Here is a 24,493-nt window from a genome sequence, read left to right on the forward strand (position 1 = left end):
TTATTCCAATATAAAAGGATAAAAAAAGGAGTGAGGAACATTGAAGAAAATTAAATGGCTGTCAGTGACGATTTTAACAGTAGTATTACTGGTATTAGGAGCTTGTGGAAATAATGAGCAAACATCATCGGAGAGTAAAGGAGACAAAGATGAGGAAGTGACTTTGAAAATTAGTGCAGCCTCGATTCCACATGCCGAAATTTTAGAGTTTATCGCACCGGATTTAGAAAGACAGGGCGTGAAACTAGAAGTAGTGATTTCTACGGATGGTATTCAAACGAATCAACAAACAGCAAACAAAGAAATGGATGCAAACTTCTTTCAACATACACCGTATTTAGAGCAAGTAAATAAAGATAGTGGTTTAAATTTGGTTAATGTGAAGGGCGTACATATTGAACCATTTGGTGTCTACTCCAAGAAAATTAAGTCTATAGGGGAATTGTCAGACGGAGCGAAAGTAGCTGTACCGAAAGATCCAGTAAACTTTTCACGAGCGTTACAGCTTTTTGCGGCAAATAATATCATTGAGTTGGATTCGTCTAAGTCAGGGGATTATACGATTGAGGATATTACAAAAAATGATAAAAAAATAGAATTCATTCCAGTCGACTCCCCTCTTTTAGTTCACTCGCTTGACGATGTGGAAGCGTCGGCCATTAACACAAACTACGCGCTAGAAGGAGGGTTAAAACCTCTCGATGATGCACTGATAATTGAAGGAAAGGATTCACCATATGTTAACATTTTAGTTGCTCGTCCAGACAATAAGGACGATAAAGCGATCCAAAAGCTTGCGAATGCATTAACGACGGAAAAGGTCAAAGAATTTATTTTAGATAAATATGAAGGAGCCGTCGTACCTGCGTTTTAAGTGAAGTGAGTTTTCTAAACCAAACTAGTTAAAAAGAGGAGGTGGCCACTTTGATTGAATTTCGTCAGGTTTCAAAAGTATTTGATGACGGAGAGAAGAAAATTGAAGCGTTAAAGGAGATTAATATAACCGTTGAAAAAGGGGATATATTCGGAGTCATCGGTTTTAGTGGAGCAGGAAAAAGTACACTCATCCGAACTGTGAATCTATTAGAATATCCTACTTTAGGTGAAGTGATTGTAGAAGGAAAAGATCTAGCAAAGATGTCTGAAAAAGATTTGCGTGAAGCTAAGAAAAATATTGGCATGATTTTTCAGCATTTTAATTTACTTAATTCCAAAACAGTCTTTGATAATGTGGCGATGCCATTATTGTTAAGTAAAAAAAAGAAAAAAGAGATTGAAGAACGAGTTTATGAGATTCTCCGCTTTGTTGGTCTAGAAGACAAAGCAAAGAATTATCCAAATCAGCTATCAGGTGGACAAAAGCAGCGTGTCGGGATTGCCCGTGCGTTGGCTACAAACCCTTCGATTCTATTATGTGATGAAGCAACATCGGCATTGGATCCACAAACAACAAAATCAATCTTGAATCTATTGAAACGGATAAATGATGAATATAAAATTACCATTCTAATTATCACGCACGAAATGGAAGTTATTAAAGAAATTTGTAATCGGGTTGCAGTGATGGAGGATGGTAGCGTGATTGAATCAGGAAATGTGTTCGATATTTTTGCCCGTCCACGAACAGAAACAACACGTAACTTCATTCGATCGGTTGTTCGCGATGAAGTGCCATCAAGTGTTTATGGGTTGCTAAAAGAGGATGCCTATTTCAGCCGTATTTTTAAAATTGATTTTTTTGGATTGAGCTCTGGGCAGCCTATCGTTTCAAAAACAGCGAAGAGGTTTAATGTGGAAATAARCGTTCTGTTCGGCAATATTACTGAGTTACAAGGCATCCCATTTGGTAATTTAATTGTTGAAATAATAGGAAATGATGATGAAATTGATCGGGCATTACAGTTTATAAAGAATCAAAAGGTTGAAGTGAAGGAGGTTACGAAGGATGGAAGTCAGCAAAGAGCTCATTTTAAACGCATTGTGGGAAACGCTGTACATGGTTAGTATTTCACTTTTTTTTGGAAGCATCATTGGAATATTCTTAGGCATTTTATTGGTTGTAACAAGAAAAGATCATATTTATGAAAATAGATTTATTTTTTCTATTGTGAATCCAATTGTAAACATTTTCCGATCGATTCCGTTTATTATCTTGCTTGTGGCGATTATTCCATTTACAAGACTAATTGTTGGTACGTCGATTGGTACGACAGCAGCAATTGTACCACTCGTGCTTCATATTGGCCCATATATCTCAAGACTTGTAGAGAATTCGCTATTAGAAGTAGATGAAGGCATTATTGAAGCCGCGAAAGCTATGGGAGCAACACCGTTACAAATTATTTTCAGGTTTTTAATGCCTGAGGCTTTTGCGTCGTTAATTCTGAGTATAACAACTGCAACAATTGGTTTAGTAGGCGCTACAGCTATGGCAGGAGCTATAGGTGGCGGTGGACTTGGTGATGTAGCTATAACATATGGCTATCAACGCTTTAGCACTATTACGATATTCGTCACCGTTGTAATTCTAGTAATTGTAGTTCAGGGAGTACAAAGTTTAGGAAATATACTCGAACGAAAAATTAGAAGAGTGTAGTGGTGGTACTGAACAGACAGAGAGGGGAATTAATGATGAAAAAATGTATTTTACCTTTATTGCTTATCTTGGGGGTGTTATTGACAGGTTGCTCAAGTGATTCAACTAATGCGGGAGGGAAACAAACGAAAGTGAAGGTCGGGATTAGAAATTCTGAACTTCGAACATGGGAATTTTTAAAGGAACAGGCTGAAAAAGAAGGGGTGGAAATTGAAATTGTTAATTTCTCATCGGCTTATGATCCGAACGAAGCGCTGGCAGAAGGGGATATTGATATCAACGCCTTTCAACATGTTGCCTATTTAGATTCATTTAATGCGAAGAACGATACAGACATCGTTCCAATTGGGACTACAATTATTGCTCCTCTCGGTTTGTATTCAAGTAAATATAAATCGGTGGAAGAAATTCCAAATGGTGCACAAATTGCTGTGCCCAATGACCCAGCAAACTGGGGAAGAGCTTTATTGTTATTACAAGAAGCAAAACTCTTAAAAGTTGTTGATGACTTTGACGGAAATGGTGGACAGGACAAAATAAAAGAAAATCCGAAGAAAATCGAAATTGTTCCTGTCGATAGTGCCAGTGCTCCACGTGTGATGGAAGATACAGCTGGTTCGGTGATTAATAATGGAGTTGCGGTAGAAGCGGGACTAAATTTAAAAGATGCTCTTATTTATGAAAGTAGTACTGCAAAGCCTTATATTAATATCATAGCGGCTAGGAGTGAAGATCAAGACAATGAAATTTACCGAAAATTAGTTGATCTCTATCAATCAGAGAAAACGGCTAAATTTATTGAAGAAACTTACAATGGAAACTATATTCCAACATTCATTACCTTGAAAGAATTGAGCAGTTATAAGGAGATATATTCTAATAAATAAGGAGAGATTAGAATGGCTCAAGACAGACAGATGAAGCTAGCTGCTTATCTGATTGGAACAGGTATGCATGTTGCGTCGTGGCGACATCCGGCATCAAATCCGAATGCAAGTATTGATGTGAAAGCTTTGCAAAGACTGTCAAAAATTGCGGAGAAAGGGAAATTTGATCTTGCCTTTGTGGCAGATAGTTTGGCCATTAATCATGAATCGCATCCTCAAATACTTAATCGATTTGATCCGATTGTACTAATTACAGCATTAGCTGCAGCGACAGAAAAAATTGGCATTGGGGCGACGGCTTCTACAACCTACAGTGAACCATATGTACACGCTCGCCAATTTGCTTCCGTTGACCATATAAGCGGCGGAAGGGTGGGGTGGAATGTTGTTACAACAGCTGATGCGACCGGAGAGACGGCCTTGAATTTCAGTCGTGATAAACATTGGGCACACGATCATCGTTATGAACGAGCAGAGGAGTTCATCGACGTTGTGCAGGGATTATGGGATTCTTGGGAAGATGATGCATTTGTGTATAACAAAGAAACGGGACAATTTTTTGATCCTGATAAAGTGCATGAGCTTCATTATAAAGGCAACTATTTTTCGGTTAAAGGTCCGTTGAATATTGCACGATCGGCGCAGGGACAGCCGGTCATTATTCAAGCGGGTGCTTCTCTACCAGGGCAGCGATTAGCCGCTCGAACAGCCGAAGTCGTTTTCACACATTGGGATAACATTGAAGAATCGAAACGATATTATCAAGAATTAAAATCGTCCTTAATGGATTTTGGAAGAAGCGGAGAGGAGCTCCACATCCTTCACGGCATTTCCCCTATTATCGGAGAAACCGAAGAAATAGCCGTTCAAAAATACAATAAACTCCAAAGTCTCGTCGACCCTTATGAGAGTTTGAAATTCGTTTCTGGTTATATGGGCAATGTTGATTTTTCGAAATACTCTTTAGATACGCTAGCGAAGGATGTTGAGTTTCCATCAGTAAATAGCATACAAAGTAACTTTAATGAAATGAAGAAAATTATTGATGAAGAAGACTTAAAAGTCGGTGAATTATATGCGAGATTTTTCAGTCCTGCCAGACGTGATAGATTTGTCGGTACACCAACTCAAGTAGCCGATGAAATGGAGGTATGGTTTACCGAAAAAGCTGCAGATGGCTTTATGCTTCAACTTCCACTGTTACCAGGCGACTTAGAGGATTTCGTCGAGATGGTTGTTCCAATTTTACAGGAGAGGGGTTTGTTCCGTTTGGACTACGAAGGAGACACTCTCCGTGATCACCTTGGATTAAAGAATCCAAAAAATCGCTTTGTTAATGAAGAAATAGCAAATTAAGGAGAGCAAGGATTAGATTTCTCACATCTTCGTTATATCCATCAAATGAAGGCATATATTAGGTGCGGACAAAGGAAAGAGAGACAAGGAGAAATCCTAGCCCCTCCATTCTTTTCTCCAACCTATATATATGACTTTTTTTGTTTATAGAAGAATCACCAATCATGATGCTGCCGGAAATTACCGGTACACAGCAAATAACTGACTGAATGCTCAAAATATAATAGTTAGTTAGCCCTAGCTTTTAATTGTAATTAGAGTTTTCCCTTTACACACGAGAAAGAAAACATGTTTTTACTTTATCAGGCTGCTGTTAGTGATCCACAACTCGGAAAATCTTGTTGATTATTAGAGTGGAAACAATGAAATCATAAGTTGTTTATGGTACTTTTAAATAAATAAAGATAGGAGAATTATGATGAAGACTTTGAATGAATGGTTTGAAAAGGGGATTCCTGCTAAAGATTTTGTTGCTTCGATGAAAGTTCATAAAGAAAGCTTACAATCGATTTATGATCGGTTTTCTGTTTCGGAGGTAGACCAAGATTTTTTTAATGATTTAAAAGCGAAAGACCTTCGAGTTATTATCATTACTGAAGACTGGTGCGGAGACGCGATGATGAATATACCTATTCTTTTAAACATTGCAGAAGCCGCAAATATTGAAACTCACATGGTTTTACGTGATCAAAACCTTGAGCTGATAGATCAATACTTAACAAATGGAACAGCACGTTCAATTCCTATTTTTATATTTATTGATAAGAATGGTGAAGAAAAAGCGGTTTGGGGGCCTCGTGCACCAAAGGTACAAGAGTACGTAATGGAGTTGCGATCGGATCTGCCAGCTAAGGATGACGAGCGCTTTGAGGCAGAGCAAAAAGAAGTATTTAAAAAAATAACAGAGGCTTTTTCTGAAGATAAGCAGCTTTGGAACGAAGTATACTGCAGTATAAAAGAAACCTTAGTTAAGATATAAAATCTGAATTACCCCCTCGTTTCCCCGCGGATAGTTAATTACCACACTGAAAGCCTCTCCGATAAGAAGAGAAGCGTGGGTGTAACCCGAAAAAACGAGTGTAAAACGTAAGCTGTTTTACCCTCGTTTTTTTATTTGTAGTGTTTTTTTCTATATGTTAAGGATATGGTTCATGGCGCCTTGTTTTGGGTCAGCCTTTTTTCATTTGTTTATGATTCTGGAATAATGGTAACGCCAATGGTTCGAATTGGAGAATCCTGTTTAGCACTTTGGTTCGTGGCTTTGTAGTATTTTAACATTAGATCGTTTAATTCATTTTGAAAGTTAATAAAACTTTCATCATCAAGCTTAAGTTCTATAAGTGAAAAGGTTGAACCATCTTCTGAGCAATCTCGTTCTTCTAATTTAGTAAGGTAATTTTGATATTGAGTCATAAGTGATAATTGATAATAAGAATAATAGTTCAACTTTTTCTCATTAGAAGATTTTTTCCACTCTTCTCCACTAAGTCGTGCCTCTTCTTCATTTAAAACGTAGTATTTTTCGGAAACTGATCTCACTTTTTTCTCTTTCACAATACGAATAACTCCAGAATCTAACAAAACTTGTATATGTCGATACAATGTTGCCTGAGGTACATCTTTAATGATTTTTAACATTTCTAGTGGTGTTAATCCATTTTCTTTGTTTCTCATTAAAGCTTGGGAGATCTTTATTCTTACGGGGTGCATTAAAATTTCAGCTTTATTAATCATTTTATTCTCCTTACATTAGAAATTTGATACTACATAATGATAATCAATTCGATAATCCCAATATTGTTCTTTTCTTATCATATAGATCACGAATAATAACTTCATTTTGTCATATAGTGTATGGTTAAATCATTTTCATTTAAGTAAGATAATAGTAAAAGAATACATTTAATCAAATTAGAAAATTTTTACCGTAATGTATTTTGAAGAAAGTAAGATGCATTTAAAAATTATATGTCTTTTTTTAAAAGATGAAATGTGTTCATACAATAGGATTAATAGCTTTTAGCATACATAAATCCCATTATATTTTTATTATTATTTATAATGATAATATTATCATTATAAATAATAATAAAAACTAAAACAATATTTTTAAAAGAAAAAAATAGGTGTAATATTCCAATTATAATGTTATCATTATTGATAATGATAGTGTTATAATTGGAATTATTAAATGATAGGAGTGGTAGGTATGCAATTGCATTACGGATGGGACGAATTTAAAGATATTGATTTCATGTCTATTCTGCCGATTATTTTACCGGTAATTGCTATTGGATTTATTTTAGTCCTTATAGCTTTAATTGATTTATACAGACATCGAAAAACGAGGAAAAATATTTTATTGTGGACACTCATTATTATTTTTGTAAACACTCTTGGTCCAATACTGTACTTTGTTATTGGTAGAAAGGACAGTGACAGAATATGAAATTAGAAATCAAAAATGTTACTAAAAAATTTAAAGAAAAAACAGCGGTTAATAATTTTTCAATGGAACTACAATCAGGGGAATGTGTTGGATTGATAGGGCCTAATGGGGCAGGTAAATCGACACTAATAAAAGTTATTGCAGATATTATAGATCCAAGCATGGGAGAAGTCTTACTTGGTGGTAAGAAAATTTCTAAAATGAAAAGGGAAATAGGCTACTTACCACAATACCCAAACTTTTTTCAATGGATGACTGCCAAAGAAACCCTTACTTTTATGGGACAGCTATCAGGAATAAAGAAGGAAGAATTAACACGGAGTATTCCAGAAATAATGTCGAAAGTAGGGTTAAGTGGGGAAGAGAATTCAAAGGTAAGAACCTTTTCAGGTGGAATGAAACAGAGACTTGGAATTGCACAAGCATTGTTACATAAACCATCTTTGATTGTAATGGATGAACCGGTTTCGGCATTAGATCCAATTGGTCGAAGAGAAGTTCTAAATATAATAGAAGAAATAAAGAAAGAGACGACCATTTTATTATCAACACATATATTAAGTGATGCAGAAGAAATATGTGAGAGATTTGTCATTATAAAGAATGGTGAAAAAATTGAAGATACTACAATGACAGAATTATTAAACAGGAATAGTGAAAATAAAATTAATGTTGATTTAACAGTTAAAAATCAAGAATGGATTGAAATCGTTAAAAGCTTGAACTTTGTAAAAGGTGTAGAGGTAATAGGAAATAAATTAAAAATAGAAGTGGAAAATATAGAATTAAACAAGAATTTATTACTGGCGAGTGCTCTGGAACACAATGTTGATCTTGTACGGTTTGAAATAGATAACGATACATTGGAAGAGATATTCTTAAAATTGGTGGTGGAAAAATGAATAATTTTACCGTTTTAGCGAAAAAGGAATTTGTGCAGATGGTACGTGAATTCAAAGTTATTTGGCTGCCTCTTGTATTTATATTTTTAGGATTAACTCAACCAGTTGTTAGTTATTACTTACCTTCAATATTAAAGGCACTAGGTGGAGGCCAAGGGATCACTATTGATCCAAGTATGGCTGCTCAAAAAGGCGGCGAAGTACTTGCTAGTACATTAGGGTCTCAATTTGATCAATTAGGGGTCATGATTATTATCGTTTCCATGATGGGGGTCGTACAGTCTGACAAAGCAAATGGTATGTTAGCCTTTATTCTTACAAGACCTGTTACGGTTGGTTCTTATATAAGTGGAAAAGTTATTTCCAATTATTTGTTTGTTGCTTGCAGTGTAGTGCTAGGATACTTGGTCTCATATCTATATGTTATTTTATTGTTTACGAGAGTTGATTTTGTGGACTTATTAGTAGCTTTGTTGTTCTATCTGATGTGGATTCTATTTATAGTTTCATTCACGACAATGATCAGTACTATTTTTAATAGTCAGGGTATTATTGCATTAATATCAATAGTATTTTTACTGGGCTGTAGAATCGTAGTGGGTTTAAGTCCTGTTATAGACAATGTAAACCCGGCAAGTATGAGTAAACATGCTATGGAAGTACTTATTTTAGGAACAGTCAATACAGATGTAATCTGGAGTGTAATATCGACAATTGTATTGTCAGCACTAACAATCTTAGTAACAAACATCTGGATTTCTAAAAAGAAATTTAATAATGAATAAGTAGAAGGCAGAAATGTGTTAATCATGAAGTGATGGGGGGATGATAACATTGTTAAGCATCACAGATTTAGAAAAAGGTTACTCAACCAAGAAAATTTTAAACGGTGTAAATTTAAAAATAAAAAAAGGGGAAATTTTATCGAACCACAACCTTAGAATAATAGATGAAATCTATATTTTAAAGTTGTGGTGATTTCAGACACTTTTGGGTCCTTTTTTATTATGCCATCGGTTTCAGAGACAAGGTTTTGAAGTAAAGTGACACCCGTTCTATCTGCTTAGGATCTGAGGCCTACTATCCTTTAATTGGTTTGATGGAATAACAATCTACCATATTGATCGCTTTGATTATTTGCGTTAATTGCAAGGGAAAGACTGAAATTTTAACGAAAAGATTAATTCGGAAAAGAAGTGACGACTTATTAAAATTTTCAGGGTTTATTATAAATCAAAAAGATTTTAATGGATGAATCGTTTCGTGAATACCGTTCATCCACTGGTCTCATATTCATGGTCCTCTATACCCCAATTTTGAAGAAACTCGATTGCCGGTTTCAATCACATTTTTAATGAGAAAATCAAGTCTGTCTTCTGTCAAGTTAAAGCTGACAAAACCAATACTCACTGCCCCATGCACTTCTCCAAAATGGTTTAAGACTGGAACAGCTACAGAAGATGTTCCTTCTGTTCTTTCACTGTGACTGATTCCATGTCCCTTCATTTTAGCTTCTTTCAATATATCCCAAAAAGCTGCTCTTTCTTGAACTGGCAAAAGAGCATCTACGATTTTTTTCGCTTGATTATATGGCATATAGGCGAGCATTACCTTATTAGCAGCTCCAATATGCATAGGGACTCGTGAGCCAAGCTGGTCATAAACACGGATTTGGCTTTTTTCACTGTCGATTCGTTCGATAATGAGTGACTCAATTCCTACTGGCTGGCTGAGATAGACGCTTTCCTCCACTTTGTTCATAAGCCTTTCTAGTTCAGGCCTTATTTGACTGATGTAATCCATTTTGTCATACATACGCAAACCATATTCGAGCCAAATATTTCCTAAACCATATTGTTTGGATTGTTCGTCTTGTTGAATTAGGCCATGCTTGGACATTGCTTTTAACAAACGGTGCATGGAACTAACCGGAAGTTCACATTCTTGAGATAGTTCCGTAATAGACAGCCAGTTTTCCGATGAATCGGAAACTAGCACCTTAATAACGTTCATGGCCCGGTCAATTGATTGCATAAACTTACCACCTATCTTTCATTACGAGTTACAAAAAAACTGAAGATTTAAAACATATTGACATTATACCATATTTAATTTTATAATTTAAGAAAATTTCCTATTGCCGGAAACGTTTTCCGATATGCGGAAAAAGGAGGGAAGGTAATGACATATTGTTCGTCTATGTACCAACCATTAGAACGTGTCATTGTAAAACATCCGAACGACGCTTTTATTAGTCAAGAACATATAAGCCAAGAATGGCGGAATTTCAACTATGTAGAAGAGCCAGATTTCAAAGAAGCCCTAACAGAGTATGGTGACTTTATTTCTATTTTGGAGAAATATGTTCCAAACATCGATTATTTGCCCGCATCTTCGGAAGTCGGAATGGACTCCTTATATGCCCATGATCCTGTAAAATTCACAAGTGAAGGAGCCATTATTTTAAAGTCTGGGAAAGAATTGAGACAGCCTGAAGCAAATGTATACAAGGAGTTTTGTAAGGAGAAGGACATACCGATTATTGGTGTTTTAACTGGTGATGCTGTCGCAGATGGCGGTGATATCGTTTGGCTTGATGATCGGACACTTGTTGTCGGACATGGTTATCGTACAAACGCTGAAGCTATTCGTCAATTAAAAGAAATGACCGCTCATCTTGTCGATGAATTCATCGTAGTCCAGCTTACACATGATCAAGGCGAGGCAGAGTGCCTCCATCTTATGTCCTTTATCAGCATGGTAGACCATGATTTAGCAGTAGTCCATTCTCGTCTTATGCCAGTATTTTTCAGAAAACTGCTTATTGATCGCGGTATTCAGCTTATTGAAGTGCCGGATGATGAGTACATGAACTTAGGCTGCAATGTGCTTGCATTAGCTCCGCGTGTTTGTGTAATGTCTTCTGGTAACGCTTACACAAAACAACAGCTTCTTGATGCTGGAGCCACAGTATATGAATACAAGGGAACTGAAATCAGTTATAAAGGCACTGGCGGACCGACTTGTTTAACCTGTCCAGTTGTACGTACGAATATCAAATATTGAGGGGGAAATTAAGTATTAACATGTAATTGTAAAAACACTGGGAGAAAGTTATGTAAATGGTTTAACAACCTCCGACTTAGGCAAGCCAGATTATGAAAGATTATTAGAGAAGCATGAAATGCTTATGTGGAAGCATTAATAAAATGCGGGGTTTCAGTTACACACTTGCCAGCAAGCGAGGAATTTCCAGATTCAACATTCGTTGAAGATACCGCTGTCTGAAAACAGGAATCGCCTACCTTGGGAAAAACTTGATTGTAGCTGCAGGTGAATTTATCAATCATCATAATTTTTCACAATACAAGAAAATAACGGTTTCAACTCAAGACGAATACTCAGCAAACTGTATCCTTGTAAATGATTATGTGATAATTCCAAAGGGATATGAAGAGACGAAACATAAAATGAATGAAGTTGGTTTTAAAACGAATGAACTGGAAATGTCTGAGTTCCAAAAGCAGGACAGTGGATTGAGAACTACGCTTTTAAAAAACAGAAAATTTAGATAAAAGAAGGTTGGTTTTTCCTACGTTCTTACATTTATTAAAAATCGGAAGGGGGATTTCAATGAGTCGATTACTATGGGGTACACCTGAAACTCTTCGTGCTTTATTATGTGAACTTGTTAGCTGGGAAAGTCGTACTCTTACTGAAGGGGAATGCATGTTTCCTTATAAAGTTCAAGAGAAATTAAGCAAGCTTGATTATTTTAAAAGGAATCCAGAGCACTTATCACTTCACGAAGTTGATCTAGGGAGAAATTTTGTCAATGCCTTTTACAAACATTCTGAAGCAAAGGATACAGTCGTATTAATTAGCCATTTTGATACGGTTCAGACTGAAGAATACGGCGATCTTGAGACTCTTGCTTTTCAACCAGAGGAGCTTACAAAAAAACTTCATGAACGAAAAGATAATTTACCGGAAGAAGCGCGCATTGATCTTGAATCGGGAAAGTACTTGTTTGGAAGAGGAACGATGGATATGAAAATGGGACTTGCCCTTCATATGGCTCTCATCGAAAAAGCAAGTATCGAACAATGGTCTATCAATCTTCTGCTACTAACCGTCCCAGATGAGGAAGTGAATTCAGCGGGAATGAGAGCTGCAGTTAAAGAACTTGTGACTTTGCGTGATAAATATGACCTTTCTTATAAAATGTTTTTTAACAGTGAACCATCTTTTTCACAGAAACCGGGAGATGATAGACATTATATCTATTCTGGAACGTTGGGAAAAATCATGCCGGCTGCTCTTTTTTATGGAAAAGAAACTCACGTTGGTGAGCCTTTAAAGGGAATTACAGCTAACTATATTGCCTCGTTCCTTACTCAACTCATGGAGTGGAGCACTCTGTTTCAGGAAAGTGATCTCGGAGAGGATACACCTTTACCCGTTTCGCTTCAGCAAAAAGATTTGAAATTACAATATTCAACACAGACTCCTTATCGTGCAGCCGCCCTTTATAATGTTTTCATTATGAAAAGAAGCGCTGCTGAAATTATGGATATATTCGAGCAGGTTGCACAGGAAGCAGCGATAATGTGCAATGAATCATATAAAGCTGTTTGCCGGCGTGAACAGATTGAAGGTGTAGGCGAAGTAAAAGTATTGCGCTACGAAAAGTTACTTTCTTATGCCGAGGGGAAATTTGGTGCAAATTTTGTTGAGGAAATAAAGAGTGAAGTCCAAGGAAACATGGATTGGGATGAGCGGGAAAAATCACTGCGAATCGCAGATAAACTGATGATTCAATGTCAGGAGCTTGCGCCGGCTATTGTATTGCTGTTTGCGCCGCCCTATTATCCAGCTGTTAATACGTCCAATGACCCGTTTATCATCGATTCTGTGCAATTAATAAAGGAAACTGCAGCCAGGTTTAATAAAGAAGTCAGCCAAATTCATTATTTTAATGGTCTTTGCGATTTAAGCTATGTTCAATATAGTGATGAGGCTGATGGCTGGACGGCTTTTGAAAAGAATACGCCAGTCTGGGGCGATACTTATAGCATTCCTTTCGCTGATATGCTTCAACTTCAAGCACCCGTGCTCAATGTAGGGCCGTTCGGCAAAGATGCACATCAGCGTACAGARCGCCTTCACATCGATAGTGCCTTTGTCCATACTCCTGCTATGATAGAGAGTTTGATAAAGAGTATGTTTAAGAGTTTGGTAGAGAGTCGATAGAAACATTTCTGCAAGGCCAGTGGTGCCGAAAATCCAATAACTAAAAAACTACTTGTACAGTTTGGAGCACAAGTGCACTAAGGTACGGAAGGTTCAGGTGGTTTAACTGTCCCTATTTTAAAAAAGTTAAGTTAACTATATTAGGAGGAATAAATATGTTTAAACATGCGATTGTACGAAAGATTGGTAAAAGTTTTGTAAATGGTTTAACAACATCGGATTTAGGAAACCCAGATTATGAAAAAGCGCTGGTACAACACGAGGCTTATATAGAAGCATTAAAACGCTGCGATGTGAAAGTGACTGTTCTCGAATCGGATGAAACATACCCTGATTCTACGTTTGTAGAAGATACCGCCGTGTTGACGCCAAAATGTGCCCTTGTAACGAATCCTGGTGCAGATAGCCGAAATGGTGAGATTATTGAAATGAAAGAAGTTTTAAAAGACTTTTATGACACAATTGAGTATATTCAATCCCCAGGTATGTTAGATGGCGGAGATGTTATGCAGGCTGAAGATCGCTTCTATGTTGGACTTTCTTCAAGAACAAATGAAGCAGGTGCTCGGCAGTTCAAAGATATTATGGGTAAGTATGGTTATGATACGACCATCATTCCTCTTAAGAAATTCTTTCATTTAAAAACGGGTGTGAATTATCTAGGAGACAATAATTTATTAGTGGCCGGAGAATTCATCAATCATGAAGCTTTTTCTAGCTATAATCAAATTGTTGTAACAGAGGACGAAGAATATTCGGGTAACTGCGTCCGAATGAACGACTACATTATTGTCCCGAAAGGATTTGAGGGAACAAAGAAAAAGATTGAAGATATTGGATACACTGTGATTGAAGTGGAGATGTCAGAATTCCAAAAACAAGATGGCGGTCTTAGTTGTCTCTCATTAAGATTCTAAGTTAGTTAGGAAGAAGGTGGATTAATAGCAAAGAAAAGGACGTGATAATATGGGGAATGGTTTGGAAAACAATGAACAACTGCAACGCTCAATGAAAAGACGTCATTTATTTATGCTTTCGCTTGGTGGCGTTATTGGGACAGGCCTATTTTTAAATGCAGGCTATACAATTAATCAAGCAGGGGCTGGAGGGGCTCTGGTGGGTTATTTAGCAGGTGGTCTTATTTTGTATATGGTAATGGTCTGTCTAGGCGAGCTAGCTGTTCATATGCCGGTTACAGGTTCATTCCAAAAATATGCTGCTACATATATTGGACCTTCCGCTGGTTTTTCGCTCGGATGGATGTATTTCGTCGGTTCAGCCGCAACTGCAGGAGTTGAGTTTACAGCAGCGGGAATATTGATGAAACACTGGTTCCCTCATGTTCCTATCTGGATTTGGTGTGCTGTGTTCATTGTACTTTTATTTACATTGAATGCGTTAACGACAAGAGGTTTTGCAGAGGCGGAATATTGGTTCGCTGGAATAAAAATCGTTGCGGTAATCTTGTTTATCTTAATTGGAATCGCTGGCATCTTTGGCTTTGTCTCCTTATCTGATCGTCCAACCCCATTCTTTGAGAATCTAGCTTCTTCTGGACTTTTCCCAGCAGGTGGTATTGCAATTGTCTTTGTGACAATGATGAATGTAATATTTTCTTATCAAGGCTCAGAACTAATAGGGATTGCAGCAGGGGAAAGTGAAAATCCTGAAGAGAACATACCTAGAGCTATTCGAAATGTAATTTTTAGAATCATTGTATTCTACATTGCGTCCATTATTATTCTTTCTGCCATATTCCCTTCTTCTGAATTAGGTTTATTAGAAAGTCCTTTTGTAACTTTAATGAAGATTGCAGGGGTCCCTTATGCAGCAGGTATCATGAACTTTATTATTTTGACAGCTATTCTTTCTGTTGGAAATTCATGTCTTTATGCATCTTCACGTTTACTTTGGTCGATGGCACATGATGGAATGGCACCTAAGATATTTGGTACTTTGTCTAAGAGAAAAGTACCGTTGAATGCCCTTCTTTTTACAATGTCTTTTTCACTCTTATCGTTATTGACCAGCTTTATTGCTGCTGATACTGTGTTCGTATTACTTATGTCAATCGCAGGTATTTCTGTCACGATTTCATGGATGGGAATTGCTTTATCGCAATATATGTTTCGAAGGAAGTTTTTAAAAGCGGGTGGGAAAACGGAAGAATTACAATACAAAGTACCATTTTATCCATTTGTCCCATTGTTTTGTTTAGGATTTTGCTTTTTGATTCTAGTATTTCTAGCTTTTGATTCTACTCAACGAGTCGGATTATTTTATGGGATAGGATTTTTAATCGCCTGTATATTATTCTATAAATTTAAACTGGCTAAGAAAGTAGAGTCAACAATAAATGTTGATAGTAGTAATGAAAAAATAATGTAGTTTAGAATCTATAGGGCATTATCGCCTTGGATTACTGGGTTAGGATAAAATTCGATTTTTATCTAAAATGTAAAAAGGACTGATCTTTTTTTTCAGTCCTTTTTCATATGGAAATTACTTCACACATACAAATCTAGATCTTCAAGTACTGTTCTCGTTTTTTATTACCCAAGCACATTGTCTGCTTAAAAAGTTATATGAGAAACATCGCAATTATTGTAGTGAATACTAAACCAATGGTTACCGGTAGCAGATTCCGGCGCGCAAGTTCGAAGGGACTAACATTACATATTGCAGCGGCTGGGATGAGGGCCCATGGAATCAAGGTTCCGCCGCCTACCCAAATTGCAGTTATTTGCCCAAGTGCAGTCAAGGTAGCGGTTCCGCTTCCGATGGCTGTTCCAAATAGTTTAGCAACCGATCCTGCTAAAGAAATGCCTGAAAATCCCGACCCATCGAGGCCAGTGATGGCACCGATGCCCGTTAATGTAACGGCGGCTATTTCTTTCGTTAAAGGTACGGAGGCTGCTAAGGCGGCACCGAGATCATTGACAATGCCGAGAGACGTTTTTGGTAAATAGTCACCGATGATTTGGTTGAAGCCAGAATCACCTAAATAGAAGAATGCAGCGATTGGAATGACGGGTCCGAATACTTTGAATCCAAATTGAAATCCCTGAATTAAATAGGCCGTTGATTTTTCAAGTCCTTGTTGTTTATGTGCGACAAGGGATAAAATCAGCAAAATGAAAACGGCAGTACCGCCAACCAATGCGGTTGCATCTCCCCCTTGTAACTTCAAAATCGATAATGCCACAACATCCAACAGAAATGCGATCGGAATGAAGACTGCAAAAAACTTCTTTTGTGCCAGTGTGAGCAGATCTTCACTAAATGTTTGATCTTGGACGATACCTTCATTATCCTCCGCCTTGATTCTTCCAAGTTTCATATCCCGCTTCAAGAGGATAAAGGCGGAGAGGGTGGTGACGACGCCCATTGTGATGACAAGGGGAATGCTCGCAGCGATAACATCACCGACTGGTATCGAAGCGGCATCCGCCGTCAGTTTAGGTGCAGCTTGAATGATGAAATCCCCTGACAATGCTATTCCGTGACCAAAAAGGTTCATCGCCATCGCCACACCGAGAGCAGGTAAACCAGCCCGTAATGCAACGGGGAGCATAACCGCCCCAAGTAAGGCAACAGCCGGTGAGGGCCAGAAAAACCAGGATATGATCATCATGACGATTCCGATTATCCAAAAGGCAAGTGTAGGATTTTTAATGAATTTAGCAAATGGTGCGATCATGACATCATTAATTCCAGACTTCGTTAAAACCGTGCTCATAGCGACTATGATTGAAATGATTAATATCGTGGACATTAATTCCGTGATGGCGAAAATGAAGCTGTTAAATATCCCGCTAATGGATGAGGCTAAACTGCCAGTAGCAACTAAAGCCAAAAGGAAAATTCCAATTATGCAAATGAGGGTAGTATCACGACGTTTTACCATAAACCCGATTATCAATACGATAAATACAACATAAATCCAATGGAGTGCCGTCAATTCCATCTCCATGATCCGTCCCCCTCATAAATGTGCCTAGTTACAGATTATGAGGGGAGATCGGGGTGGTGAGTTGTTTCATAAATTTAAGGGCTTATCTTCATTATTTTCACTTATGATGAAAATATCGAGTTCAAGAAGCAGCAACATGAATGCTTGGCCGAACATTTTGTCATTCGGTTTATTGTGTACGGCAACAGGGGCTGTCCTTGGCTTGTTAACATTTAGCCGAAATAGAAAAAACGATATCAAAAGTAATGTCAAAAATGATGCTACAGAATCGGCTATCATTAAAACAAAGCTAGACAATATTGATCAATTTGTTGATTCAATTAGGATTGATTTTAAAGCTAGTGACCAGCGTTGGACTGCATTGTCAGAGACGGTTATTCGTATAGATAAGGCAAATCATCTAAAATATTGACGCTGATAAGCTTATGAAATTTGGGCAATTGGGACGATAAATAAGACAGCCATATTGGTTGCCTTGTTACTTCAATAGCAAATGAATTTTCTAAGCATTAATTTTCCTATATCTTAATGTCATATCAACTATAGTCAATAATAAAACAAACCATAAAATAGGATTATTTAATGAGATTCCTACAGTAGATTTCCCACCCATTAATGTTAATACTCCTATTAGCACTAAAGTATAGAGAATAAATGCTGCTTCTCCAATAAATGAGTTTTTTTCGTTATCTTCATCAGTCTTTCGATTAATTACCATATAGATAATCACTACTGCGATAATTCCAATTGTCATTGTAGTCTTAGACATGTCATTGAAGACGATATTCGGGAAATAATCAAAAATCATAAGACCAGAAAATAATAAAAAGATACCTATTCTCACTAATGTTATCAAATTCATCTTATTCCCCATTTCCTCGGTTATTAATTATTTTCCAAACCAGTAATTGCATTGGAAATATTGAACTGATTTAGGTGCTGTGTAATTACTTTTTCCGTAATGTACTACTGTTGCATGATAATTTCTTTTCTTTTCTGCAGTGCTATAAGAACTTGATACCCAAGAACCCACATAAGTTGGACTAATTTTAGACCAGCTATTTAACTTTACAAAAAGCCAATTTGCAAATACGTTATCTGTTAATGATTTAGGAATCTTTTTCATCATATATGCAAAAATTAGATTTTTGGCTTCGTTTACACCGGTATTTTTGTATGTTCTAAAAATAGGTGCTATTTCAGTAACTGTTGAACCGCCAGACACAGGAGCGCGCAATGATATACCACCATAGTCAGGGTCATTTTCAATCGATGTTGTTTCAGGTGTCGTACTCATAACTGCATTGTACACGTTTTCAATCTCTTGGTCTGTTAAAATGGTATTACTCGTTATTTCAAGATCATTAAAAGAATATGTATATCCTTCTAACTCTTGTTCTGGAGATGTTCCGTTGCTAACATTTTCATTGGCAAAGGACGGAGTTACTAAACTAAATAACATAACCAAAGATAATGAAAAAACAAACATTTTTTTCATAATTTTCCCCCTCTTAAACAATAATGACATCCTTTTTCAATTATTTAATATGCGTCCATGTATTTCTAAGTATGTTAACTAGTGCAATAGTAACATAGATTTGTAAATTTATTAATAAAAATTTACAAGTTTGTAATTTTTAAATAGATTTGAAGATTAAATATAGGTATATTGGATGATATGATATAGGGCTGAACAAAAAAATCTGTACCTACATTTGGTATCCAGTTCATGGGCCTATCACCGGCAAAAAAGAGAATAATAAACGATGCTGCCTTTAATAGAGATGGATATATGCATTTAATAGAAATAGACTACAAAAGAATGATTGATAATCAAAAAATGATGCCTATTTACATATGCATCAACAGAAACAGATTACGATCCAAATTCATATCCGGTACTATCCATTATCGAAGAATTGAGAGAAGAACAATCAGAAATGACAGATGAACAAAAAATTCAAGCTTATGAACAAGCTCAATATTAATTTTGAATTTGGCCGAAGAATTTGAAAAAAAAAAACAATATACTTCATTTTTCTTGAATTAATGATGAATATGATCCATAGATTTGTCGAGTATAGCTAATTTAAAGGCCTATCTTCTTTATTTTCGACAATACATCAAGTATCCTTAATTTGAATGGCCACTACTGTAAATGAGGGATAAGTCGTGAGGCAAATATATAGTGATATTATACAATTTCGCGGTACACATTTTGAGTTTGGATACATGCAAGGTGAGGAGTTAAAAGATTCACTAACGCTAAAAAATCGTGAAGATCAGTGGAAGATTAGGCAGCCACGGTTTACGGTTGAAGAAGAAGAGGTCAAGAAAGCGATTACACAATTTGCCCCTGGTGTGTGGGAAGAATTACTTGGCTTGCAGGAAGCGCTGAAATGGCCAATTGAACGTGTGTTGCATGAGTTTGGAGGATACCGATTGGATTATGTTCGGTCGGGATGTTCCATTATGACAGGTGAGAATTATTTCATTCGTAATTATGATTACCATCCAAAGACATATGAGGGACGCTATGTCCTATTCCAACCAACTGATCAAGGCTATGCTAGCATTGGTCCAAGTCAACGTGGGACTGGACGGATGGATGGCATGAATGAAAAAGGGTTAGTGATTGGATATAACTTTATGAATCGAAAAAATCCAGGAGATGGATTCATTTGTTGTATGATTGGTAGATTGATTGTAGAATCTTGTGCAAATGTAGGGGAAGCTGTCGCCATGTTGAAGGAAATCCCACATCGGCATTCATTTACTTACGTTGTCTACGATAAAAGTGGTGATACCTATATCGTAGAAACTTCTCCGAGAAATGTTGAAGTTCGCACAGCAAATGCCTGCACAAATCACTTTGAAATCATGAAACATGAAAATCGTAACCACCTTATTGATTCGAAACGCCGATTAAACATTATACAAAATCAACAAGGAAAACTTTCAGATGCCTACGATGCTTATAGATTGTTCAATGATACCAATCAAGGTGTATTTTCAGATTTATATAGCAGTTGGGCGGGAACGATTCATACATCCGCTTATTTACCTAAAGATATGAAGGCATGGATTGCTTTAGGGGGAAACCAAGAGCCTACTGCATTTGATTTTGCGAAATGGCTTGAAGGAGAAGATGTTGAGTTAGACCGAATCAGGGGTGTAATTGATACGGATATTCCATTTGTACATATGGATGAGGGAGCAAACTGGTTCCGGAATTGAGCGGTTAAGATCCCCTTTAAGCAACTTTGAATCACGTTGAAAAAGTAAAGTCTTTAACAGGCCCAATCCTTGGATTGGGCTATTGTTGTTTTAATTTTAGGCAAACGAATCATGGATACTTTTTATTAGTGGAGCGACTAGCAATATAATATGATAGAGAAATAGACTGGAAAATTAAAGTAGCAAGTAGATAGAAACCTTTCATGTGAACCGTTCCTATCAATTTGTACTTGTAAAAAAAGTAAGGGGGATGAACAAGTGTTTTCTACAGCTCTTGGATGGTTTCGGTTTATTACAATAATTGAGGGAATCTCATATGTTCTATTGCTAGCTATTGGTATGCCCTTTAAGTACATATTGGATATTGGAGAAGCAACACTCATTTTAGGCAGCATTCATGGTTTCCTATTTGTCGTGTTCGGCCTTTCACTACTTTATGTGAGCATTAAATCAAAATGGTCTTTTTTTAAAATGGCGATGATCTTCATCGTTTCATTTATCCCGTTTGGGAATTTTGTTATTGATCGAAAACTATTGAAGCAAAGTTAGATGATAAAGAAACATTCTCTCTCTATCCAAACAAATAACGTTATTTTAAAAAAGTTCATCTGAAAAAAATAAGGTAAAAAATCGTCTTCTATACAATAGAAGACGATTTTTTTTTATAGATTTAAGGTTGCTGTAAGGTTGGCACAAAGATGCTGTAAGGATGGGCATTTATAGTATAAGTATCAGCAAAAATGACGAGGTGAAACACATGGAACCATTATTAAAAGTAGAAAATATTAAAAAAACATATGGTAAATTAAGCGCTGCTTATACTGCGTTAGAAAATGTATCTTTTGACATTCATGAAGGAGAGTTTGTGGGCATCATGGGGCCTTCTGGAGCGGGGAAATCGACTTTGCTTAATATGTTAGCAACAATTGATTCACCAACTGAAGGGAAAATCTATATGAATGATACGAGTATTCACGATTTGAAGGAAGCTGCTTTAGCAGATTTCAGACGTGACAATCTTGGTTTCATCTTCCAGGATTACAATTTGCTCGACTCATTGACTGTGAAGGAAAATATATTATTACCACTGGCGATTGCGAAAACCCCAGCTAAAGAAATTAATATCTTAGTGAATCGTATTGCTAAAGTATTTGGTATTGAAGATTTACTAGCAAAATATCCTTACCAAATTTCCGGTGGCCAAAAGCAAAGAACAGCTGCAGCCAGAGCGCTTGTGACAGAACCTGCACTGATTCTAGCGGATGAACCAACAGGTGCACTTGACTCAAAATCAGCGACAAATCTACTGGAAAGCTTAAGTAATTTAAATGAAAATAATAATTCTACCATCATGATGGTGACACATGATGCATATGCAGCAAGCTTCTGCCGCCGTATTATTTTCATCAAGGATGGTACGCTATCAACAGAAATTTATCGTCGTGACCAAACACGTAAAGCATTCTTCCAACAGATTTTGGATGTCCTTGCAACAATTGGGGGTGAGGTAGATGACGTTATTTAGTCTAGCGAGAAAAAATATTGCACGAAACTTCTCCCAATATTTTTTATACATCGCATCTATGGTTTTTAGTATTGTCATCTACTTCACATTTGTGACATTAAAATATAGTGATACGATTGCAGAAAAAACGGCGTCATCACAAAAATTAGATTCACTAATGAGTGGTGCGGCTGTCATTCTAATATTCTTCGTTGCCATATTTATCGCATATTCGAATTCATTCTTTATGAAAAAACGTAAAAAAGAAGTGGCATTGTATGCATTACTTGGCGTACGTAATCGTCAAATTGGCTTTATGCTCTTTTTTGAAAACTTATTATTAGGTTTGGTTTCATTAGTAATGGGGGTTGTTCTTGGATTCCTTTGTTCAAAAGGATTTATGACGATTTTGATTCATTTAATGGGCTATGATGTCATAGCACCATTTATATTTTCGGGATCAGCAGCTTTGAATACCGCCATTGTATTTCTTATTATTTTCTTAGTGACATCATTCCAAGGCTATCGTTTAATTTATCAATTTAAACTAATTGATTTATTCCATGCATCGAAAAAAGGGGAAGCTGCTCCGAAGCCATCTATGATTGTAGCCATTCTTGGAGTATTACTAATTGCCATCGGTTATTGGTTGGCGATGCAAGATCTTTTTACTTCTAAAGTGTGGCAAAAAGTCGGCTTTTTAATGACAGCACTCATTATTTTAGCAACAGTAATTGTCGGTACATTTTTATTGTTCCACAGTGTTACAGGCTTTGTGTTAGCTGTGATTAAGAAAAATGAAAAATGGCTATGGAAAGGTCTTCATATAATGACGATCTCACAACTGCTATATCGTATTCGGGGTAATGCACGTACATTGACTGTAATTGCGGTGTTAAGTGYTACAACTGTAACAGCAGGTGGTGCAGTGTATGGTCTTTATTACAACACAAATGACCAAGTTATGACCGCTGATCCGAATACCTTTATGTATCAGCAAACAGATGCAAAAAGCGACCAACAAGTTAGCAATGTATTGTCAGATACAAAGTACGATGAAAATATCGAAGCACTATCAGTCACATTTAATACAAAAGAATTAAACGCGGCATCAGTTTTCGATAGCTCAGATAAAAGAATTTATACGGTTATCAACGAAAAAACCTATAACAAATTAGCAGCAGTACAAAACAAGGAAGAACTACATGTGAATGCTGACAATGCGGTTATTTTAGATATTGGATATGACAAAAGATTCTCACCTAAATACAAAGGAAAGACCATCACGACAGAAAACAACTCTGCAATCACATTCCAGAGCTATAAAACGCAAACAGTTTTAAATGCCGGCACAGCAGGTATTGCAGTTGTGGTATCAAATGATCAATTTAAAGTATTACAAAAAGAAGGAGAAGCACTAAAATATCGTGTCATTGGTGTGGACAGAGCTTCTACGGATTTATCTAAAAAAATTGCAAAACAAATACCTGAAGAAGCGCTATTTTCTAGTGCTCCTCAAGATTTTCAGACAAGCATTGAAGGCGTAGGATCACTGCTCTTTATCGGAAGCTTCCTGGGTCTGGTATTTTTAGCTGCAACAGGTAGTATCATTTATTTCAAAGTATTAACTGAAGCAGAGGAAGATAAATCACAATACAATATGCTTCATAAAATGGGCGTTAGCGCAAAAGAAATGCGGAAATCCGTTGCATCACAAGTATTCGTAATCTTCTTCGTACCACTAACAGTAGGGTTATTACACAGTGTTGTTGCTTTAAAAGCCTTCTCTAGCTTACTGATGATGGATCTTGCAAAACCTGTGATGATCTGGATGATTGCTTATACAGTTATCTACGGTCTGTATTATATCTTAACGGTAGCTTCTTACAATCGTATTATCACACAAAATAATAAAACAGAAGGATGATTGAGATGAAAAAATTTCTAATGGTAGTGGGCATTTTGTTTTTGCTAGGAGTAGTAGGAGCCTTCGCGCTTACTAATATTGACTTCAACCGTATGAATGCCAGCAATTATTATTTACAAATTACAGAGGATGGGGAAGAGCATGAAACCAAACTGGATGATGGTACAGTGATGACCTCCTACTCTTATAAACTGGACGCTACTAATGCTGATGGTGAAACAATTCCACTAGAATTCACTGCACAAAAAAATCTTCGGAAAGATGCCTACTTGAAAATGTACGTGAAAAATGGTGATGAAGTATCGTCATATGATGAAGTGAAATTTGAGGAAATTCCGGAAAAGGCACAAAAAAAATAAAATATGAAAGAAGGGCTGTCTCCAATAAGTAAGTGGAGTACAGCCCTTTT

25 protein-coding genes and 1 pseudogene are annotated in these 24,493 nt (G+C 36.6%); 21 read left to right on the forward strand and 5 right to left on the reverse strand.

All coding sequences use genetic code 11. The annotated features are described in order from the left end of the window. The first annotated feature begins 40 nt into the window (after window positions 1–40). From AC1DUW_RS01895 to AC1DUW_RS01920, 6 genes are all read left to right on the forward strand, one after another. On the forward strand, window positions 41–874 hold the full coding sequence (locus tag AC1DUW_RS01895; RefSeq protein WP_477641902.1) for a MetQ/NlpA family ABC transporter substrate-binding protein: 834 nt from the start codon (window positions 41–43) through the stop codon (window positions 872–874). 50 nt (window positions 875–924) lie between these two features. Beyond that, the gene (locus AC1DUW_RS01900) at window positions 925–2,004 is read left to right on the forward strand and encodes a methionine ABC transporter ATP-binding protein (protein WP_477641903.1); all 1,080 of its coding nucleotides are present in this window, start codon (window positions 925–927) and stop codon (window positions 2,002–2,004) included. After that, window positions 1,946–2,596 (forward strand): methionine ABC transporter permease, encoded by a 651-nt coding sequence (locus AC1DUW_RS01905; protein ID WP_477641904.1) that lies wholly within the window; start codon window positions 1,946–1,948, stop codon window positions 2,594–2,596. Before AC1DUW_RS01900 ends, AC1DUW_RS01905 begins: the two co-directional genes overlap by 59 nt. Window positions 2,597–2,631: 35 nt before the next feature. Then, complete coding sequence (locus tag AC1DUW_RS01910) at window positions 2,632–3,483, forward strand: MetQ/NlpA family ABC transporter substrate-binding protein (RefSeq protein ID WP_083450632.1); 852 nt, start codon at window positions 2,632–2,634, stop codon at window positions 3,481–3,483. A gap of 12 nt (window positions 3,484–3,495) precedes the next feature. Beyond that, on the forward strand, window positions 3,496–4,839 hold the full coding sequence (locus AC1DUW_RS01915) for an LLM class flavin-dependent oxidoreductase (RefSeq protein ID WP_477641905.1): 1,344 nt from the start codon (window positions 3,496–3,498) through the stop codon (window positions 4,837–4,839). A 415-nt stretch (window positions 4,840–5,254) separates the two neighbouring features. Then, window positions 5,255–5,818 carry a thioredoxin family protein gene (locus AC1DUW_RS01920; protein WP_477641906.1) on the forward strand — a complete coding sequence of 188 codons (564 nt, stop codon included), beginning with the start codon at window positions 5,255–5,257 and terminating at the stop codon, window positions 5,816–5,818. A 209-nt stretch (window positions 5,819–6,027) separates the two neighbouring features. Here the strand turns inward: AC1DUW_RS01920 and AC1DUW_RS01925 are convergent, their stop codons facing one another. Further along, window positions 6,028–6,573 carry a helix-turn-helix domain-containing protein gene (locus AC1DUW_RS01925; protein ID WP_053344416.1) on the reverse strand — a complete coding sequence of 182 codons (546 nt, stop codon included), beginning with the start codon at window positions 6,571–6,573 and terminating at the stop codon, window positions 6,028–6,030. Window positions 6,574–7,048: 475 nt separating this feature from the next. Here AC1DUW_RS01925 and AC1DUW_RS01930 point away from each other — a divergent pair, with 475 nt between their 5' ends. The 4 genes from AC1DUW_RS01930 to AC1DUW_RS01945 are packed head-to-tail and all read left to right on the forward strand — an operon-like array spanning window position 7,049 to window position 9,168. After that, the gene (locus tag AC1DUW_RS01930) at window positions 7,049–7,288 is read left to right on the forward strand and encodes a PLD nuclease N-terminal domain-containing protein (protein ID WP_477641907.1); all 240 of its coding nucleotides are present in this window, start codon (window positions 7,049–7,051) and stop codon (window positions 7,286–7,288) included. Then, entirely contained in the window at window positions 7,285–8,190 is a 906-nt protein-coding gene (locus AC1DUW_RS01935) for an ABC transporter ATP-binding protein (RefSeq protein ID WP_053344418.1), read from the forward strand. The genes AC1DUW_RS01930 and AC1DUW_RS01935 overlap by 4 nt, the downstream gene beginning before the upstream one ends. Continuing rightward, window positions 8,187–8,975: an ABC transporter permease gene (locus AC1DUW_RS01940; RefSeq protein ID WP_377441681.1), complete on the forward strand. Its 789-nt coding sequence runs from the start codon at window positions 8,187–8,189 to the stop codon at window positions 8,973–8,975. Before AC1DUW_RS01935 ends, AC1DUW_RS01940 begins: the two co-directional genes overlap by 4 nt. A 49-nt stretch (window positions 8,976–9,024) precedes the next feature. After that, the gene (locus AC1DUW_RS01945) at window positions 9,025–9,168 is read left to right on the forward strand and encodes a hypothetical protein (protein ID WP_477641908.1); all 144 of its coding nucleotides are present in this window, start codon (window positions 9,025–9,027) and stop codon (window positions 9,166–9,168) included. A 315-nt stretch (window positions 9,169–9,483) separates the two neighbouring features. Here AC1DUW_RS01945 and AC1DUW_RS01950 read toward each other — a convergent pair whose 3' ends face one another. Then, window positions 9,484–10,224, reverse strand: a complete 741-nt coding sequence (locus AC1DUW_RS01950; RefSeq protein WP_477641909.1) for an IclR family transcriptional regulator — start codon at window positions 10,222–10,224, stop codon at window positions 9,484–9,486. 147 nt (window positions 10,225–10,371) lie between these two features. Here AC1DUW_RS01950 and AC1DUW_RS01955 point away from each other — a divergent pair, with 147 nt between their 5' ends. The 5 genes and pseudogenes from AC1DUW_RS01955 (at window position 10,372) to AC1DUW_RS01975 (ending at window position 15,831) form a co-directional block, all read left to right on the forward strand. Next, complete coding sequence (locus tag AC1DUW_RS01955; RefSeq protein WP_053344421.1) at window positions 10,372–11,256, forward strand: dimethylarginine dimethylaminohydrolase family protein; 885 nt, start codon at window positions 10,372–10,374, stop codon at window positions 11,254–11,256. 25 nt (window positions 11,257–11,281) lie between these two features. Next, window positions 11,282–11,765: pseudogene (locus AC1DUW_RS01960) on the forward strand (hypothetical protein). Window positions 11,766–11,823: 58 nt separating this feature from the next. Continuing rightward, complete coding sequence (locus tag AC1DUW_RS01965; protein WP_477641910.1) at window positions 11,824–13,443, forward strand: M20/M25/M40 family metallo-hydrolase; 1,620 nt, start codon at window positions 11,824–11,826, stop codon at window positions 13,441–13,443. 155 nt (window positions 13,444–13,598) lie between these two features. Continuing rightward, window positions 13,599–14,360 carry a dimethylarginine dimethylaminohydrolase family protein gene (locus AC1DUW_RS01970; protein WP_053344424.1) on the forward strand — a complete coding sequence of 254 codons (762 nt, stop codon included), beginning with the start codon at window positions 13,599–13,601 and terminating at the stop codon, window positions 14,358–14,360. Window positions 14,361–14,409: 49 nt separating this feature from the next. Continuing rightward, entirely contained in the window at window positions 14,410–15,831 is a 1,422-nt protein-coding gene (locus tag AC1DUW_RS01975; RefSeq protein WP_477641911.1) for an amino acid permease, read from the forward strand. A 193-nt stretch (window positions 15,832–16,024) separates the two neighbouring features. Here AC1DUW_RS01975 and AC1DUW_RS01980 read toward each other — a convergent pair whose 3' ends face one another. Then, window positions 16,025–17,416 carry a hypothetical protein gene (locus AC1DUW_RS01980; RefSeq protein WP_477641912.1) on the reverse strand — a complete coding sequence of 464 codons (1,392 nt, stop codon included), beginning with the start codon at window positions 17,414–17,416 and terminating at the stop codon, window positions 16,025–16,027. Between the two features lie 103 nt (window positions 17,417–17,519). Here AC1DUW_RS01980 and AC1DUW_RS01985 point away from each other — a divergent pair, with 103 nt between their 5' ends. Continuing rightward, window positions 17,520–17,828, forward strand: coding sequence for a hypothetical protein (locus AC1DUW_RS01985; RefSeq protein WP_477641913.1), 309 nt, complete (start codon window positions 17,520–17,522; stop codon window positions 17,826–17,828). Window positions 17,829–17,918: 90 nt separating this feature from the next. On the opposite strand, the gene AC1DUW_RS01990 is transcribed toward AC1DUW_RS01985, so the two are convergent. Further along, the gene (locus tag AC1DUW_RS01990) at window positions 17,919–18,278 is read right to left on the reverse strand and encodes a hypothetical protein (protein ID WP_387590152.1); all 360 of its coding nucleotides are present in this window, start codon (window positions 18,276–18,278) and stop codon (window positions 17,919–17,921) included. 27 nt (window positions 18,279–18,305) lie between these two features. Continuing rightward, window positions 18,306–18,914 carry a hypothetical protein gene (locus AC1DUW_RS01995; RefSeq protein ID WP_402879432.1) on the reverse strand — a complete coding sequence of 203 codons (609 nt, stop codon included), beginning with the start codon at window positions 18,912–18,914 and terminating at the stop codon, window positions 18,306–18,308. Window positions 18,915–19,588: 674 nt separating this feature from the next. On the opposite strand from AC1DUW_RS01995, the gene AC1DUW_RS02000 reads away from it, so the two are divergent. From AC1DUW_RS02000 to AC1DUW_RS02020, 5 genes are all read left to right on the forward strand, one after another. Continuing rightward, entirely contained in the window at window positions 19,589–20,653 is a 1,065-nt protein-coding gene (locus AC1DUW_RS02000; RefSeq protein WP_053344430.1) for a C45 family autoproteolytic acyltransferase/hydolase, read from the forward strand. Between the two features lie 258 nt (window positions 20,654–20,911). Next, window positions 20,912–21,202 carry a DUF3817 domain-containing protein gene (locus tag AC1DUW_RS02005; protein ID WP_053344431.1) on the forward strand — a complete coding sequence of 97 codons (291 nt, stop codon included), beginning with the start codon at window positions 20,912–20,914 and terminating at the stop codon, window positions 21,200–21,202. A 208-nt stretch (window positions 21,203–21,410) separates the two neighbouring features. After that, window positions 21,411–22,178: an ABC transporter ATP-binding protein gene (locus AC1DUW_RS02010; protein ID WP_053344432.1), complete on the forward strand. Its 768-nt coding sequence runs from the start codon at window positions 21,411–21,413 to the stop codon at window positions 22,176–22,178. Continuing rightward, window positions 22,165–24,084, forward strand: a complete 1,920-nt coding sequence (locus AC1DUW_RS02015) for an FtsX-like permease family protein (protein WP_477641914.1) — start codon at window positions 22,165–22,167, stop codon at window positions 24,082–24,084. The genes AC1DUW_RS02010 and AC1DUW_RS02015 overlap by 14 nt, the downstream gene beginning before the upstream one ends. Before the next feature lie 5 nt (window positions 24,085–24,089). Next, on the forward strand, window positions 24,090–24,443 hold the full coding sequence (locus AC1DUW_RS02020) for a YxeA family protein (RefSeq protein ID WP_053344434.1): 354 nt from the start codon (window positions 24,090–24,092) through the stop codon (window positions 24,441–24,443). Window positions 24,444–24,493 lie beyond the last annotated feature (50 nt).

The sequence above is a fragment of the Peribacillus sp. P4_C12 genome (genome assembly GCF_056402095.1).